Origin of the sequence: Kaistia algarum (assembly GCF_026343945.1) — a bacterium.
Lineage (GTDB): Bacteria > Pseudomonadota > Alphaproteobacteria > Rhizobiales > Kaistiaceae > Kaistia > Kaistia algarum.
The window spans coordinates 2,299,036-2,315,613 of sequence record NZ_JAPKNJ010000001.1 but is presented as its reverse complement, the minus strand read 5'-3'; the positions used below and the strand labels follow the sequence as shown (position 1 = coordinate 2,315,613).

Sequence of the window (16,578 nt, the reverse complement as noted above, 5' to 3'; positions counted from 1 at the left end):
ACCACGGCGGCGCCGCTGGCGCCGCCGTCTCGGCGATGACGCGGCAGTCACCCGAAATTGACTGGTTTGCGATCGCCCGGGGACCTAAAGCAAAGCTGCATCAAACAGTTTGCCGGAAAGTTCGGCAGTCACCGTAGATCGGCTCTCTCCATGCGTGCCCAGCGGCCGGCTCTTGTCGCTATTCTGGTCTGTTCGAGTCTCGCATCGGGCGTCTCGGCCGAAGAACGCAGCGTGCGCGCGGTGGTGGAGCTCTTCACCAGCCAGGGCTGCTCCTCCTGCCCGCCGGCCGACGAATTGCTCGAGGAATATTCGAAGCGCCCCGACGTCATCGCGCTCTCCTATTCCGTCGATTATTGGGACTACCAGGGCTGGAAGGACACGCTCGCCGATCACGAATTCACGGCGCGCCAGAAATCCTATGCCAGCGCGCGCGGCGACCGTCAGGTCTATACGCCGCAGGTCGTCGTTAACGGGCGCGCGCCGGTTGTCGGCAGTAACGAGACCGCCGTCGCCGACGCCATCCGGAAAAGCGAGGCGCCGCTCGTCCCGATCGACGTCGGCATGTCGGGTGATGCGGTGAGCGTTTCCGTCGGAAAGGGCGAGGACGGGGCACCGCGCAAGGCGACGTTGTGGCTGGTGCTCTATGACAGCCACGTCCGCGTCCCGGTCGGCCGGGGGGAGAACCGCAACCGCACTCTCGATTATTACAATGTCGTCCGCCGCATGCACCCGATCGCCATGTGGCGCGGTGAGCCGATCAAAGTCGACCTGCCGATGGGAAAGTACCACCAGGACGACGCCGACGGCTGCGCGTTCCTGCTCCAGGAGGAGGCGCCCGGCGGCGGACCGGGGCCGATCATCGGCGCGGCACGGGTCCAAGGCGCCGAAGGCCGGTGGTAGCTGACCTCAGCCGGCGAAACGGCCGCTGAAGCCTGAGATCGCGAGCGGGTTATCGGCCGTCGCTTCGAGACTCGCCCTGTCCGGCGACGGCATCCCTGCAAAGCTGTCCGCCAGATCCCGGGATGCCGCCTCGCTCATATCCTGAACGATGAAGACGAGCACGGATGTGCGATCGGCGCCCGGCCAATGCGGGAGACGCTCGGGCGGATGCAGCACGCGCTGTGCCGCCTGAACGAGCAGCGGCCGCTCAGGCTCGTCCGGCGTATTGACCAGGCCCTTGATGCGCAGCATCTCCGGCCCATAATCGCGGATCGCGCCGGCGAGGAACGCCTCCAGCGCTGCCACGCGCAGCGGCGCCGAACGCCGGGCGACGAAGCTGCGGATGCGCTCATCATGGCGGCTGACGTCGTGGTGGTGGTGTTCGTGGTGATGTCCATGCCCGTCATGATGATGGCCGTGGTCATGATGCCCGTGGCCGTCATCCGCCGTCTCGGCGAGCCAGAGAGCGACTTCGTCGATCTTTCCCTCGGTCGTGAACGGCGCGACGCCTAACAGACGGGCCGGCATGGCCTCGCCTTTCGCCGCATCGAGGATGGGAGCGGTGGGGTTCAGCCGTCGCGCCGCGGCGATCGCGGGTGCTGGATCGACAAGATCCGATTTTGACAGAACGATCCGGTCAGCCACCGCGACTTGACGCGCCGCCTCGATATGGCGAGCGAACGTCCCGGCACCGTTCACCGCATCGAGCAGCGTCACGACGCCGTCGAGGGCGTAGCGGATCGAGAGGTAGGGATGCAGCAGCACGCTCTGCAGCACCGGCGCCGGATCGGCCAGCCCGGTGGTCTCGATGACGACGCGGTCGAGCCGCTCCAGCCGGCCATTGTCGACCGCCCGAAGCAAGTCCTCAAGCGTTCCGACGAGTTCGCCGCGGATCGTGCAGCAGAGGCAGCCGGAGGAAAGCTCGACGATCCCTTCGTCGGCTTTGCCGACCAGCAGATGATCGAGCCCGACTTCGCCGAACTCGTTGACGATGACGGCCGTGCCGGCAAGCAAGGGGTCGCTCAGCAGGCGATTGAGGAGGGTCGTCTTACCGGCGCCGAGGAAGCCGGTCAGGACCGATAGCGGGATCGGAGGCTTCCGCCCCCTTCGACCGCTCACTGGGTCGCCGGGGCGGGCACGTCCGGCAGCGGCGCGATGTCCGTCGAGTCGAAGGGCACACCGATCTCGATTTTCGACGCCTTGCCAGTCTTTTCGGCCTTCTGGCCGGAGACGGCGACCGGCGCCGCTGGATTCGTGTCGACCAGCGTGGGCAGGGCGCGGCCGTCACCGGCGGCAACGTCGGGCTTCGTCGCCTTCTTCTTGACGACCTTCTTCTTCACCGGCTTGGCCGGCTTCGCCGCAGGTGTGTCGTCCGCAGAAGGATCCGTCGACGCCGACTGAACGTCGCCGGCCGGCGTCCGGCGGCCAAGCGTCGTCACAACCACAGGCTCCATCAGCTTGAAGCGAGGGTCGAGCGCGCTCGCAAAGGGCTGGCCGGCGGCAGCATCGTCCTCATTCTCGCCCTTGTTCTTCTTGCCGCAGACATCATCGCGCATGTCGATCGCATAGGGGACGGGCGACGTGCCTCGAAAGCTCGCAAGCGTTGGGCGCGGCGTCAGCGAAAAGGGCTTGCCGAATCCATCATTCATCAGCCGCGCCGTTAGCTCGGCACGATCCTTGGCCGTATCCGAGCCCAGCACGACAGCGATCAAGGTGCGGCCATTGCGGCTGGCGACGGCGACGATGTTGAAGCCGGACGAACAGATGAAGCCGGTCTTCATGCCGACCGTGCCGCGATAGCGCTCCAGCAGCGAGTTGGCCGATTTCATTACCTTCTTGCCCGACCGGATCGCCGAGATCTGGAACAGAGGTCGCCTTTCGGGAAATTCGGTCCAGAGCGCGTGAGCCAACACGGCAAGGTCGCGCGCCGTCGTGGCCTGCCCCGGCCCCGGAAGGCCGTTGGGGTTGACGAAATGCGTTGAACTCATGCCAAGGCGCGCGGCCTCGGCATTCATCATGTCGACGAAATGAGCCTCGGTCCCGCCGACCGTCTCGCCGACGGCGACCGCGATGTCATTGGAGGAATGCACCAGCATCATCTTCAGCGCGTTGTCGAGGTCGATGACGGTGCCGACCTTGAAGCCCATCTTGCTGGGCGGCTCGGCGAGAGCCTCCGGCGTGACGACGACTTCCGTCTGGAGGGTGATCTTGCCCTCGCGAAGGGCCTTGAACGTCACATAGGCATTCATCAGCTTCGTCACCGAAGCCGGATACCAGAGCTGGTGCGCGTTGCGCTCTGACAGCACCTTGCCGCTATCCATGTCGGCAACGAGATAGGGCGTCTCGATAGCAGCAGCCGAACCAGCGGCGAGCAAGAAGGCTATGAGCGTGGCGAAGAGATGGGCGATCGGCCGCGTCACGGGTCAGTCCTGAGATTTGGGTCGGCGAGGCTCATGCGTCAGGCCATCGCATTCTCCGGCAACCATATCGAAAGGGAGCCGCTTTGGCAAAGCCGGGCGACCGGCCCCCTCAGCCAGGCACGATAAAGGCTTGCTTTACAAGCCGTGCCGGTTGACCGATCGTGCCTCCATGTTGAACCTCGCCCCTGCCGCCGAAACACGCTCAATTCCGACCGATTTGCCTCCGGTGATGCAGCGTGCACGCGGACATGCGCGCATCGCGCTCCGCTTCGACGACGGCGCGACGAGGCTCTGGGAATTCTATCAGCAAGGCTGCTGCAAGATCCGTCTGCCCCGGCCCGAGCTCGGTGGCCCCATGCAGGCGGTGTTGCTGAACACCTCCGGCGGCATCACCGGCGGCGACCATCTGGAATTCGAAGTCGACATCGGCGAGGGTACGGAGGCGGTCGTCACGACGCAGGCGGCCGAGCGGATCTATCGCAGCCCCGCCGGCCCCGGTTTCGTTATCAACCGCCTCACGGTCGCGAACGGCGCCACGCTCGACTGGCTGCCGCAGGAGACCATCCTTTTCGACCGCTCGGGACTCGACCGCCGGCTGGAAGTCGAACTGACCGGCAATGCGACGGCTCTCCTCGCCGAAACGATCGTCTTCGGCAGAGGTGCGATGGGCGAGACCGTCCGGACTCTTTCGCTCGCCGATCGCTGGCGTGTTCGCCGCGACGGACGGCTTATCTTCGCCGACGGCATCGTTCTGGACGGCGACGCGGCCACGATTTTGGGCGGTGGTGCGACCGGCGGCGGCGCGACGGCGATCGGCAGCCTGCTCTATGCCGCGCCGGACGCCCCGGCTCATCTCGGCGCCATTCGCGATGTATTCGCCGAATGCGTATCCGAAGCCGGCGCCAGCGCTTGGCCGGGCCTCCTGAATATGCGATTTGTGGCACAATCCAGCCAGATCCTGCGGCAGGATCTCCGCAGGGTGGTCGAGGCCCTCCGAGGACGTCCGCTGCCGCGTGTTTGGCACTGTTGAGAAATGGAAGCGGGAGACTGACTCGATGATTCTGACACCGAGGGAAAAGGACAAGCTGCTCGTTTCCATGGCGGCGATCGTCGCTCGCAAGCGGTTGGAGCGCGGTGTAAAGCTCAACCATCCCGAGGCTATCGCGCTCATCACCGATTATGTCGTCGAGGGCGCGCGTGACGGGCGCACGGTGGCCGATCTCATGGAAGCCGGCGCGCATGTCGTCTCGCGCGGCCAAGTCATGGACGGCATCGCCGACATGATCCACGACGTTCAGGTCGAGGCGACCTTCCCGGACGGCACCAAGCTCGTCACCGTCCACCAGCCGATCCGCTGAAGGCAAAGCCATGCTTGAGCTTCGCCCCAATTGCGAATGCTGCGATCGCGACCTGCCGCCGGAGAGCGCGGAGGCGCGGATCTGCACCTTCGAGTGCACCTTCTGCGCCCATTGCGCCGAGAGCGTCTTTGCCGGCCGATGCCCCAATTGCGGCGGCGGCCTCGTCGCTCGCCCGATCCGTCCGGCCGACAAGCTCATCCGCAATCCGCCCTCCACGATCCGCGTCCTGCGCGAGGGCGACTGCCTTGCGCAGCGCGTCCCCCACAGCGCCGTCGCATGAACCCGAAGGAAACGTCCATGCATCCAGGTGAAATCATCACCGGCCATGATGACATCGAGCTCAATGCCGGCCTGCCGACACTGACGCTCGACGTGTCGAACACGGGTGATCGGCCGATCCAGGTCGGCAGCCACTATCACTTCTTCGAGACCAACCACGCGCTCGCCTTTGACCGTGACAAGACGCGCGGTCTCCGGCTCGACATCGCCGCCGGCACGGCGGTGCGCTTCGAGCCGGGCCAGACGCGGACCGTGACGCTCGTTCCCTTCGGCGGCGAGCGCAAGGTCTATGGCTTCCAGCAGGCCGTCATGGGTTCGCTCTAGACGTAGACTATGCGTCGCCGGACCTCGGCGAGAAACAGAATCGGGCCGACGCGCCTTTCGGAGACGGATCGATGTCCTTCAAGATTTCCCGCCATGCCTACGCCCACATGTTCGGCCCGACCGTGGGCGACAAGGTGCGTCTTGCCGACACCGACCTGATCATCGAGGTCGAGAAGGACTTCACCACCTATGGCGAGGAAGTGAAGTTCGGCGGCGGCAAGGTGATCCGCGACGGCATGGGCCAGAGCCAGGTGACGCGCGCCGCCGGCGCCGTCGATACGGTGATGACCAATGCGCTGATCGTCGACCATTGGGGCATCGTCAAGGCAGATATCGGCCTCAAGGACGGCCGTATCGTCGCCATCGGCAAGTCGGGCAATCCTGACGTCCAGTCCGGCGTCGACATCATCATCGGACCGGGCACGGAGGTGATCGCGGCTGAGGGCAAGATCGTCACGGCCGGCGGAATTGATAGCCACATCCACTTCATCGCGCCGCAGCAGATCGAGGAGGCGCTGATGTCCGGTGTCACCACTTTCGTCGGCGGCGGCACCGGCCCGGCGCATGGCACATTGGCGACGACCTGCACGCCCGGACCCTGGCACATCGCCCGGATGATCCAGGCGATGGACTCCTTCCCCATCAACGTGTCGATTTCCGGCAAGGGCAACGCATCAAAGCCCGATGCCCTGATCGAGATGATCGAGGGCGGCGCCTCCTGCCTCAAGCTGCACGAGGATTGGGGTACGACGCCCGCCGCGATCGATTGCTGTCTGTCCGTCGCCGATGACTACGACGTCCAGGTGATGATCCACACCGACACGCTGAATGAGAGCGGCTTCGTCGAGGACACGATCGCGGCGATGAAGGGCCGGACCATTCACGCCTTCCACACTGAGGGTGCCGGCGGCGGCCATGCGCCGGACATCATCCGTGTCGTCGGCCTGCCCAACGTCATACCCTCCTCGACCAATCCGACGCGGCCCTATACGCGCAACACGCTCGAAGAGCATCTCGACATGCTCATGGTCTGCCACCACCTGGACAATTCGATTCCCGAAGACGTGGCTTTCGCCGAGAGCCGCATCCGCAAGGAGACCATCGCCGCCGAGGACATCCTGCACGACCTCGGCGCCTTCTCGATCATCTCCTCCGATAGCCAGGCCATGGGCCGCGTCGGCGAGGTGCCGCTCCGTACCTGGCAGACGGCGCACAAGATGAAGGTCCAGCGCGGCCGCCTTGCCCAGGAGACGGGCGACAACGACAATTTCCGCGTGAAGCGCTACGTCGCCAAATACACGATCAACCCTGCGATCGCGCAGGGCCTCGCTCGCGAGGTCGGCTCGGTCGAGATCGGCAAGCGCGCCGATCTCGTCGTCTGGTCGCCAGCCTTCTTTGGCGTAAAGCCGGACCTGATCCTCGTCGGTGGCATGATCGCAGCCGCGCCGATGGGCGATCTGAACGCATCGATCCCAACCCCTCAGCCGGTACACTATCGCCCGATGTGGGGCGCCTTCGGCAAGGCGATGACCAATTCCTCGGTAACCTTCGTCTCCAAGGCCGCGATCGACAACGGTCTGAGAGAGCGGCTCGGCGTCGACAAGGCCCTGGTGGCGGTCGAGAACACGCGCGGCGGCATCGGCAAGCATTCGATGATCCACAACAGCGCCACGCCCCATATCGAAGTCGATCCCGAGACCTATGAGGTCCGCGCCGACGGCGAACTCCTGACCTGCGAGCCCGCCGACGTCCTGCCGATGGCGCAGCGCTATTTCCTGTTCTAGATTGGGGACATGAGCACCAAGGCGGCCACCCACCCGACTGTCGATTATGAGGGAGACTTCTACGCCTGGACACAGGACCAGGCGGAGAAGCTTCGGGATCGTCGACACAATGAGGTCGACTGGGAGAATGTCGCCGAGGAGATCGAGAGCTCGGGTCGATCGCAGCGCCGGGAAATTCGCAGTCGTCTCCTGGTCTTGCTATTACATCTGCTGAAATGGGAATTTCAGCCGGATCAACGAAAGGGCGGCTGGCAAGCATCCATCATCGAGGCGCGGGAAGAGCTGGCATCAGAACTTGATGATAGCCCCAGCCTGCGCGACTATCCGGGTCAGGCGATAGCCCGGCGATATGAAGTCGCGAGGATGAAAGCCGCGGCCGAAACCGGCCTGCCGAGAGACACTTTCCCTGAGACTTGTCCTTACGCCATTGAGCAGGTGCTCGATCTGCACTTCATGCCCGGAGTTCCGTGGCATCCCGACGATCTGATCCGAGATTAAGATGACCCGCGCCGTTTCCGTCTATCCCGCCGGCCTCTGGTCGAAGGCCGCCACCGACGCCGTCGTGCTTGATTTCGACGCGCGGCACCGGCGGCGCATCGCCATGACCGCGAAGGGCGGGACCGAATTCCTGCTCGATCTGCCGGGCGCCGTCGCGCTGAAGCATGGCGACGGGTTGCTGCTGGAAGATGGCCGCATCATCGCCGTCGAGGCGGCGCCGGAGACGCTGGTCGAGGTCACCGGCAAGGATGGCGCTCATCTGCTGCGCCTCGCCTGGCATCTCGGCAACCGCCATCTGCCGACCGAGCTGCTCGGCGATCGCCTGCGCATCCGCCGCGACCATGTCATCGAGGACATGCTGGTCCAGCTTGGCGCCTATGTCGTCCCGGTCGATGCCCCCTTCCATCCCGAAGGCGGCGCCTATGGTCATGGCCGGGTCCATGGTCACGATCATGGCCCGGCTGCTGATCAGGATCACGACGAGCACAGTCATGATCATCACGACCATGATCACCACGGCCACGAGCCTCATGACCACGGCGCCCACGCGCACCACGACCACGACCACGACCACGACCACGACCATTCGGCGCATGGCCATCACCACGGCCACAAGCATGGCTGACGGCGGGGTGCCCGCGACGCCGCCTTCTGACGGGATAGGGCTGGATTACGCCGGCCTGCACCGGCTTATGGCCTGGCTGTCGCCTTCCTTTCCCGTTGGCTCCTTCAGCTATTCGCATGGGCTCGAATGGGCGATCGAGGACGGCACGGTGCGCTCCGCCGCCGATCTCTCCGCTTGGGTGGCGGCCATTCTCGAACATGGCGCCGGCCGTTCGGATGCGATCCTCTTCGCCCATGGCTGGCGCGCGGCGTCTGCGGGCCGGCATCACGAACTCGCAGAGATCGCCGAACTCGCCACGGCTTTTCAGCCCAGCGCCGAGCGACGGCTCGAAGCGCTCGCCCAGGGCCGCGCCTTCCTGATCGCGGTGCGCGCCGCCTGGCCGAGCGAGACGCTGGAGCGCCTGGCCATCGCGATCGAGGGCGAGGACGGCACGCCCTTCGCGCTGGCGGTGGCGGCCACCGCGGCTGCCCATGGCGTCGCCTGCGAGCCGGCGCGGCACGCCTATCTGCACGCCTTCACCGCGAACATTGTCTCGGCAGGCCTGCGCGCCGTTCCGCTCGGCCAGACGGACGGGCAGCGCATCATCGCCGGTCTCGGCCCGGTAATCGAAAGCGTCGTCCGTCGCACAAGTGAACTGCCGCTCGATGCGCTGGGCGGGGCTGCGTTCCGGGCCGACATCGCCAGCATGAAACACGAAACCCAATATACGAGGCTATACCGCTCATGACCCGTTCTTCCAACGGCCCCCTGCGGGTCGGCGTCGGCGGTCCCGTCGGGTCTGGCAAGACGGCCCTGATGGATGCGCTCTGCAAGAAACTGCGCGACCGCTACGACATCGCCGCGATCACCAACGACATCTACACCAAGGAGGATGCCGAGTTCCTGACGCGCTCCGGTGCGCTGACGGCGGACCGCATCCTCGGCGTCGAGACCGGCGGCTGTCCCCATACGGCGATCCGTGAGGATGCCTCGATCAACCTCGCCGCCGTCGCGGATCTGAACCGTCGCTTCCCCGCGCTCGACGTGATCCTGATCGAATCGGGCGGTGACAATCTCGCCGCGACCTTTTCGCCGGAACTCGCCGACCTCACGATCTATGTCATCGACGTTTCGGCCGGCGACAAGATTCCGCGCAAGGGCGGGCCTGGCATCACCCGCTCGGACCTCCTTGTCATCAACAAGATCGACCTGGCCCCCATGGTTGGCGCGTCGCTCGAAGTGATGGACCGCGATTCGAAGAAGATGCGTGGCAACCGCCCCTTCGTCTTCACCAATGTCCGGGCCGGGCACAATGTCGATGACGTCGTCGCCTTCATCGAACGGGCGGGTGGGCTGCAAGCTGCCGCGTGATTTTCTGCTGCGGTGCAGCTAGACTGGCCGCTCGTCCCGCTGCGGAGTGTTCCATGCCGATCATCAACCGTCTCGCCGAATTCCAGAACGATATTGCGGCATGGCGGCATGACTTTCACCGCCACCCGGAGCTGCTCTACGACGTCAACCGCACCGCCGAGGTGGTCGCCGACCATCTGCGGGATTTTGGCGTCGACGAGATCGCGACGGGCATCGGCCGGACCGGCGTCGTCGGTGTCATTCATGGCCGCAACAGCACCGAGGGCCGCACGATCGGCCTGCGCGCCGACATGGACGCGCTGCCGATCGAAGAGGCGACCGGCAAGCCCTACGCCTCGACCGTTCCCGGCAAGATGCACGCCTGCGGCCATGACGGGCATACCGCCATGTTGCTCGGCGCCGCGCGCTATCTGGCCGAGACGCGCAATTTCGACGGCACGGCGGTGGTGATCTTCCAGCCGGCCGAAGAGGGCGGCGCCGGCGGCAAGGCGATGGTCGACGACGGCATAATGAGCCGCTTTGCCATCGACGAGGTCTATGGTCTTCACAATATGCCCGGCCTCCCGATCGGCCGCTTCGCCATCCGCTCCGGCCCGATAATGGCCGCGACGGATGAGTTCGAGATCCGCGTCGTCGGCCATGGCGGCCATGCCGCCAAGCCGCATGCGACGATCGACCCGATCCTGATCGGCACCCAGCTGGTGCAGGCTCTGCAGAGCATCGTCTCGCGCTCGGTCGACCCGCTCGAGGCGGTGGTCGTCTCGGTGACGAAGTTCCATTCCGGCTTCGTCCACAACGTCATTCCCGGTTCGGCCGATATCGGCGGCACGGTGCGCAGCCTGACGGCCGCGATGCGCGACCTCGCCGAACGCCGGATCCGCGAGATCGCCTCCGGCATCGCCCTCGCCCATGGCGCCACGATCGACGTCAGCTATCACCGCAACTATCCGGTGACCCGCAACCATCCGGACCAGACCCTGTTCGCCGCCGGCGTCGCGGGCGAGATCGTCGGCGCGGCGAATGTCGATACCGACGTTGCACCCATGATGGGCGGCGAGGACTTCTCCTACATGCTGCAGGAGCGACCCGGCGCCTTCATCTTCATGGGCAATGGCGACAGCGCGGGATTGCATAACCCGGAATATGACTTCAACGACGAGGCGCTGCCGATCGGCTCGTCCTATCTGGCCCGCCTCGTCGAGACCGCGCTTCAGCCGCGCTGAACGGCGTTCTTCGCCTCGCCGCGAGTCTTCCACAGCGAGAGAATGACGCCGCCGGCGAGCAGGCCGAGGGTGAGGGAGAGCGACACCGCCGAACTCACCGGCCCAACCAGATGCGCCCAGAAGATCTTGCCGCCGACGGCGATCAGCACCAGCGCCAGCGCATATTTCAGATAGTGGAAGCGATGCACCGCGGCGGCGAGCGCGAAATAGAGCGCGCGCAGGCCGAGGATAGCGAAGATGTTGCTCGTGTAGACGATATAGGGATCGGTCGTGATCGCGAACACGGCCGGCACGCTGTCGACGGCGAAGACGATATCGGCGATCTCGATCGACACCAGCGCGAGGAAAAGCGGCGTCGCCACCAGCGCCAGCTTGCCGTCCCTGGGCCGCGCCTCTCGCACGAAGAAATTGTGTCCATGCAGCTTCGCCGTCACCGGGATGAAGCGTCGCACGAAGCGGATCACCGGGTTCTTCTCGATGTCGACCGGCTCGTCGCCGGCGAACAGCATCTTCACGCCGGTAAAGAGCAGGAAGGCGCCGAAGACATAGAGAATCCAGGAGACATTCGAAATCAGCGCCGCGCCGACGCCGATCATGATCGCGCGCAGCACGACAACGCCGACAATGCCCCAGAACAGCACGCGGTGCTGATAGGCGCGCGGAATGGCGAAGGCGGCGAAGATCAGCGAGATGACGAAGATATTGTCGAGCGCGAGGCTCTTCTCGACCAGGAAGCCAGTCAGGTAGTCCATCCCCGCGGTGGCGCCGAGGTCGTGCCAGACCCAGGCGCCGAACAGGAGCGCCACGGCGATGTAGAGGGCCGAGAACACCAGGCTGCGGCGTATGCCGATCTCGTGGTCGCCCTTGTTGGCGAAGCCAAGATCGAAGGCGAGCAGCGCCACTATAATCACGAAGAAGATCGCCCAGGCCGTCAGCGGCTGGCCGAGGAAATCGGTGGCGAGAAAAGGAACGAGATTCATCGAGCGGGCCCTGGTCGCCGTGCCATATGCTCAAAGGGTCCGACATCACGGTGGGCGACTCACCGCCAGAGGGGCCCGGACCCCGCTCGTGGAGCGTTAGCTGTGAACCGTTTGTTGCCCTTTCAAGGGGCGGCATCGGCAAAATCGCTCGACACCCTTCGGATTCTTGTGCAACGAGACTATCTATCGTCACCGGCCCGTCAGAGGCCCGGCGAAACCCCACGCCAATCGCCACCGATGCGAGGATAAAATGCCCGCCTATCGCTCTCGTACCACCACCCATGGCCGCAACATGGCCGGAGCCCGCGGCCTCTGGCGCGCGACGGGCATGAAGGACGGCGATTTCGGCAAGCCCATCATCGCGGTGGTGAATTCCTTTACCCAGTTCGTGCCCGGCCATGTCCATCTCAAGGATCTCGGCCAGTTGGTCGCGCGCGAGATCGAGCAAGCCGGCGGCGTCGCCAAGGAGTTCAACACGATCGCCGTCGATGACGGCATCGCGATGGGCCATGACGGCATGCTCTATTCGCTGCCCTCCCGCGAGATCATCGCCGACAGCGTCGAATACATGGTCAACGCGCATTGCGCCGACGCCATGGTCTGCATCTCCAATTGCGACAAGATCACCCCCGGCATGCTGATGGCGGCGCTCCGCCTCAACATCCCGGCGATCTTCGTCTCCGGCGGTCCGATGGAGGCCGGCAAGGTCGTCATGCACGGCAAGAAGGTCGCCCTCGACCTCGTCGACGCCATGGTCGCCGCCGCCGACGACAAGGTGTCCGACGAGGACGTCGCCGTCATCGAGCGCTCCGCCTGTCCGACCTGCGGCTCGTGCTCGGGCATGTTCACGGCCAATTCGATGAACTGCCTGACCGAAGCGCTCGGCCTGTCGCTGCCGGGCAATGGCTCGACGCTGGCCACCCATTCCGACCGCAAGCGCCTCTTCGTCGAGGCCGGCCATCTGATCGTCGACATCACGCGGCGCTATTACGAGCAGGACGACGCGAGCGTGCTGCCGCGCAACGTCGCCTCCTTCGGCGCGTTCGAAAATGCCATGACGCTCGATATCGCCATGGGCGGCTCGACCAATACGGTGCTGCACATCCTCGCCGCCGCACATGAGGCCGAGATCGACTTCACGCTCGACGACATCGACCGCCTGTCGCGCCGCGTTCCCGTGCTCTCCAAGGTTGCGCCCGCCAAGCAGGACGTCCATATGGAGGACGTCCACCGCGCCGGTGGCATCATGGCCATTCTCGGCGAACTCGCCCGCGCCGATCTGCTCAACACAGAATTGCCGACCGTCCATTCCTCGACCATGGCCGAGGCTTTGGCGCGCTGGGACATCCGCCAGACCAACTCGGAAAGCGTGCGCGAATTCTTCAAGGCGGCGCCGGGCGGCGTGCCGACGCAGGTGGCTTTCAGCCAGTCCTCGCGCTGGGAGGAACTCGATCTCGACCGCGAAAAGGGCGCGATCCGCGACGTTCCGCATGCCTTCTCCAAGGATGGCGGCCTCGCTGTCCTGAAGGGCAATCTCGCCCCCAATGGCGCGATCGTGAAGACGGCGGGCGTCGACGAATCGATCCTGAAATTCACCGGTCCGGCCGTGATCTTCGAGAGCCAGGATGATGCTGTCCACGGCATCCTGAACAAGCGCGTCAAGGAAGGCGACGTCGTCATCATCCGCTATGAAGGGCCAAAGGGCGGACCCGGCATGCAGGAGATGCTCTATCCGACGAGCTATCTGAAGTCGCGCGGCCTCGGCAAGGCCTGCGCCCTCATCACCGATGGTCGCTTCTCGGGCGGCACCTCGGGCCTCTCCATCGGCCATGCCGCACCGGAAGCCGCCTCGGGCGGCGCCATCGCGCTGGTCGAGCCGGGCGACACGATCGAGATCGACATCCCCAACCGCTCGATCCGCATCGCCATCTCCGATGCGGAACTGGCGGCCCGCCGCGCGGCAATGGATGCCAAGGGCAAGGCCGGCTGGAAGCCGACGGCGCCCCGCAAGCGCAACGTCACCCCGGCGCTCCGCGCCTACGCCGCCATGGCCACCAGCGCCGATCGCGGCGCGGTGCGCGACGTGACGCAGGTCGAGTAGCCACGCGCGAGCGCGAGCGGCCAAGTTCACGGCGGCTCGCCTCCTCCCCATCCCTCCCCCGCTGCGCGGGAGAGGCGGCGGCCGGGATTAGGTCGCTTACCTATGAAACACGCGGCGAACTCCCTCTCCCGCAGCGCGGGGAGGGAATTCACCTTATCTCCGCCAGCTTGTGCGCTTGGGATATGTCGCGGGTGCCGTCGCCCTATTCCGCGACGATCTTCACCTTCTGGCCGACTGCCGGCAGGCCGGCACCCGGCTTGATGTCGTTGAGGACCTGGAAGAGATCGAGCGGACGGTCGACGCCGCGCATGCGCGCCGCCACGCTTTGCACGGTATCGCCCGGCGCCACCGTCACGAGGCGGATGCGCAGCGGCTGCAGCGCCGCGACCTCCTGCTGCGTCAGGTGGCGGAAGCTCTGGATCGTCGCCTGCGCGGCCTGCTCAAGGCCGGGCGTATCGCTCTCATTGGCGAAGATGAAGCGATAGGTGGCGTTGGGCCCGACGCGGATTACCGCGATGCGGAACACCCAACCCTTGGCCTGCGCCTTGGCGGAAGCCGCCTCGAGCCCGTTGACCGAAAAGGTCTGGATCGAGGCCGCGTCGAGGCCATTGACCCAGCCGGAGGCGATATAGGTCGCCAGCGACGAGCCCGCGGGAAGATTGGCGCCGTCGAAGCGCAGCGCGGTTCCGTCCGGTCCGGTCGCCAACACAGCGTCGCTGGTATTGTCGAGCACGAAGCCATCCGGCACAGCGAAGCCGACGCCGAGCGTGGGATGCAGGAAGGTCTTTCCGCGCACGAAACCCTGCGTCTGGTCGTCGCCGAAGATCATGCCGTCGATGCCCTGGAGATAGCGATCGCGATCGACCTCGCCGATCCCTGGCGCACCGAACTGGCGCGCGGCGCGGATCGCGAAATCCACGCGTTGCGGCGTCGCCGGATGAGTGGCGAGAAAGTCCGGGCGCTTGTCCTGCACCGTTCCGGCCGACTTATAGGCCGCGTAGCGGCCCATGAGATCGAGGAAGCGCGCGGCGGCGAAGGGATCGTAGCCGGCCTTGCCGATGGTCCGCACGCCGATCGCGTCGGCCTCCAGTTCCTGCTGCTGCGAGAAGGCGGCGAGCGTGCGCTGGCTTGAGGCAAGCGCCAGCTGCCCAGCCTCGCCATCCTGCAGCACATCGGTGACGACGCGGCTGACGATGACGGCGGCGCGGGCCTTGTTCTGGCGCTGCATGGCGTGATTGGCGGTGACGTGCCCCATCTCATGCGAGATCACCGCCGCGACCTCGGAGGAATCATTGGCGAGCGCCAAGAGGCCGCGCGTCACATAGAGATAGCCGCCGGGCAACGCGAAAGCGTTGACCGAAGGGCTGTTCAGGATCGTGATCCGGTAGGATTGGGAGGGATCGTCGGAGGCGGCGACGCAGCGGCCGACGATGCGCGCCAAAGTCCGCTCCAGCTTGTCGTCGTGATAGACGCCGCCATAGCTGGCGACGATGCGCGGATGCTCCTCGGCCCCGATCCGGGCCTGGACGGGATCCACCGGCGCCGGATTGGCCGATCCGGCGACCGTGGTCGGCGGACCATAGGTTCCTTCAAGCGCGGTTGTGCAGCCGGCGAGGAGAAGCCCCGCCAGCATCGCGAACACCGCGCCGCGCCACCGCGGCCTCTCGTTGCGGACGCAGCACCCGTCCGTCGCGCCTTCGCTCATCACCCACCGTCGTCCAGCAGCTCGAGCTGCTCGGGATGCGTCACCCGAATGCTCGGACCGCCGCGTTGTTCGATCCAACCCCTGACCCGCACGCGTCGTCCTACAAGATCACCGGCCTTCCAGCCGATTTCGGCAAGCGCCGCAGCCGCCTCGCTCGACAGGACCACCGTAAAGTCCGTCGACCAGGTAAGTCCGAAATCAAGATAGAGGATAGGACCGCGTTCACCGACGGAAAGGACACGGCCCTCTACCAGATCATAGCTGTCTCGCCGACGCGCAAGAGCTGGATTGGTCGCCGAGGAAACCTCGTAGTACGGATCTGCCCAGAGACCAAGAGTGGAACGTCTGGCCACCCGCTCGGTTCCGGTCAGAGCGCCGATGCATTGCCGATTATCGGCGAAGGAATAGACCCGCGCGAGGCCGGCGGCGAGAATTTTCTCCTGAAGCCAGGTCTCGCTGCCATCTTCCGACAGCACGAAAAGTTGAGCGAGCGCTCGGCCATAGCGGTCACGCCGCGTCCCGCCATAGCGCAGCTCCACGGCGGCGCCGAGGGCCAGGCGCTCCAGTTCGGCCTTGGCCTCGCCAGCGAGCGGCCATGGCGCGAAATCGGGACGGCCAAGCGGCAGCTTCGGCGCCTGGATGCCGGCGAGGCGGACTTCGAGGCCGCTGTCGAGGATGATGGTGTCGCCGTCGACGACCGACGCTACCAGGCCGCCCTCGCCCGCTACGAGATCGCAGCGCGATCCGCCGAGCAGCCGCTCCACGCCAGCCGCCGACCGCGCCTTCGCTTCGCTCAAGCCGCTCTCCACCGGATCCGCCGCCGATTCGCCCGCGCCTGCCATGATGGTGATCATGCCGACGAGCATGGCAAAGCGATGGCATGGAAGCCTCTTCGCGGCAACAACATGGCTCCGGAATGCGAACATCGCCGCCATGCTCCCACGTTCCCGGCCCGGCGGAAACGGGGGTGCACGCGGCGCGCGGATCATGCT

17 protein-coding genes are annotated in these 16,578 nt (G+C 65.7%); 12 read left to right on the top strand and 5 right to left on the bottom strand.

Going from position 1 to position 16,578, the window contains the following annotated elements; translation table 11 throughout:
• Window positions 1-150: 150 nt before the first annotated feature.
• Entirely contained in the window at window positions 151-900 is a 750-nt protein-coding gene (locus OSH05_RS11150; RefSeq protein ID WP_104221538.1) for a DUF1223 domain-containing protein, read from the top strand.
• Window positions 901-906: 6 nt separating this feature from the next.
• On the opposite strand, the gene OSH05_RS11145 is transcribed toward OSH05_RS11150, so the two are convergent.
• Window positions 907-2,058, bottom strand: coding sequence for a CobW family GTP-binding protein (locus OSH05_RS11145; protein WP_104221539.1), 1,152 nt, complete (start codon window positions 2,056-2,058; stop codon window positions 907-909).
• On the bottom strand, window positions 2,055-3,359 hold the full coding sequence (locus OSH05_RS11140) for a D-alanyl-D-alanine carboxypeptidase family protein (protein ID WP_104221540.1): 1,305 nt from the start codon (window positions 3,357-3,359) through the stop codon (window positions 2,055-2,057). The genes OSH05_RS11145 and OSH05_RS11140 overlap by 4 nt, the downstream gene beginning before the upstream one ends.
• A gap of 229 nt (window positions 3,360-3,588) precedes the next feature.
• On the opposite strand from OSH05_RS11140, the gene OSH05_RS11135 reads away from it, so the two are divergent.
• The 10 genes from OSH05_RS11135 to OSH05_RS11090 all read left to right on the top strand — a co-directional run bounded on the left by OSH05_RS11135 (window position 3,589) and on the right by OSH05_RS11090 (window position 10,800).
• Complete coding sequence (locus tag OSH05_RS11135) at window positions 3,589-4,389, top strand: urease accessory protein UreD (RefSeq protein ID WP_266352210.1); 801 nt, start codon at window positions 3,589-3,591, stop codon at window positions 4,387-4,389.
• A gap of 25 nt (window positions 4,390-4,414) precedes the next feature.
• Window positions 4,415-4,717, top strand: coding sequence for an urease subunit gamma (locus OSH05_RS11130; protein ID WP_104221542.1), 303 nt, complete (start codon window positions 4,415-4,417; stop codon window positions 4,715-4,717).
• A 10-nt stretch (window positions 4,718-4,727) separates the two neighbouring features.
• A complete protein-coding gene (locus OSH05_RS11125; RefSeq protein WP_104221543.1) occupies window positions 4,728-4,997 on the top strand; it encodes a DUF1272 domain-containing protein in 270 nt (89 codons plus the stop codon).
• 17 nt (window positions 4,998-5,014) lie between these two features.
• Window positions 5,015-5,320 (top strand): urease subunit beta, encoded by a 306-nt coding sequence (locus tag OSH05_RS11120; protein WP_104221544.1) that lies wholly within the window; start codon window positions 5,015-5,017, stop codon window positions 5,318-5,320.
• A 71-nt stretch (window positions 5,321-5,391) separates the two neighbouring features.
• On the top strand, window positions 5,392-7,104 hold the full coding sequence (ureC, locus tag OSH05_RS11115) for an urease subunit alpha (protein WP_104221545.1): 1,713 nt from the start codon (window positions 5,392-5,394) through the stop codon (window positions 7,102-7,104).
• Between the two features lie 9 nt (window positions 7,105-7,113).
• The gene (locus OSH05_RS11110) at window positions 7,114-7,602 is read left to right on the top strand and encodes a DUF29 domain-containing protein (protein WP_104221546.1); all 489 of its coding nucleotides are present in this window, start codon (window positions 7,114-7,116) and stop codon (window positions 7,600-7,602) included.
• A gap of 1 nt (window position 7,603) precedes the next feature.
• Window positions 7,604-8,227 (top strand): urease accessory protein UreE, encoded by a 624-nt coding sequence (locus tag OSH05_RS11105; RefSeq protein ID WP_104221547.1) that lies wholly within the window; start codon window positions 7,604-7,606, stop codon window positions 8,225-8,227.
• Window positions 8,109-8,954, top strand: a complete 846-nt coding sequence (locus OSH05_RS11100; protein ID WP_323181448.1) for an urease accessory protein UreF — start codon at window positions 8,109-8,111, stop codon at window positions 8,952-8,954. The genes OSH05_RS11105 and OSH05_RS11100 overlap by 119 nt, the downstream gene beginning before the upstream one ends.
• Window positions 8,951-9,577, top strand: a complete 627-nt coding sequence (ureG, locus tag OSH05_RS11095) for an urease accessory protein UreG (RefSeq protein ID WP_104221548.1) — start codon at window positions 8,951-8,953, stop codon at window positions 9,575-9,577. The genes OSH05_RS11100 and ureG overlap by 4 nt, the downstream gene beginning before the upstream one ends.
• Window positions 9,578-9,630: 53 nt before the next feature.
• Window positions 9,631-10,800, top strand: a complete 1,170-nt coding sequence (locus OSH05_RS11090; RefSeq protein ID WP_104221549.1) for a M20 aminoacylase family protein — start codon at window positions 9,631-9,633, stop codon at window positions 10,798-10,800.
• Here OSH05_RS11090 and OSH05_RS11085 read toward each other — a convergent pair.
• Window positions 10,788-11,780, bottom strand: coding sequence for a TerC family protein (locus OSH05_RS11085; RefSeq protein WP_104221550.1), 993 nt, complete (start codon window positions 11,778-11,780; stop codon window positions 10,788-10,790). The genes OSH05_RS11090 and OSH05_RS11085 overlap by 13 nt on opposite strands.
• Window positions 11,781-12,030: 250 nt before the next feature.
• Here OSH05_RS11085 and ilvD point away from each other — a divergent pair, with 250 nt between their 5' ends.
• Window positions 12,031-13,881, top strand: a complete 1,851-nt coding sequence (gene ilvD / locus OSH05_RS11080; RefSeq protein ID WP_266352206.1) for a dihydroxy-acid dehydratase — start codon at window positions 12,031-12,033, stop codon at window positions 13,879-13,881.
• 202 nt (window positions 13,882-14,083) lie between these two features.
• On the opposite strand, the gene OSH05_RS11075 is transcribed toward ilvD, so the two are convergent.
• Together OSH05_RS11075 and OSH05_RS11070 are read right to left on the bottom strand one after the other, a co-directional pair.
• Entirely contained in the window at window positions 14,084-15,586 is a 1,503-nt protein-coding gene (locus tag OSH05_RS11075) for a M48 family metalloprotease (RefSeq protein ID WP_104221553.1), read from the bottom strand.
• Window positions 15,586-16,512, bottom strand: coding sequence for a thermonuclease family protein (locus OSH05_RS11070; RefSeq protein ID WP_266352205.1), 927 nt, complete (start codon window positions 16,510-16,512; stop codon window positions 15,586-15,588). The genes OSH05_RS11075 and OSH05_RS11070 overlap by 1 nt, the downstream gene beginning before the upstream one ends.
• Window positions 16,513-16,578: the final 66 nt, after the last annotated feature.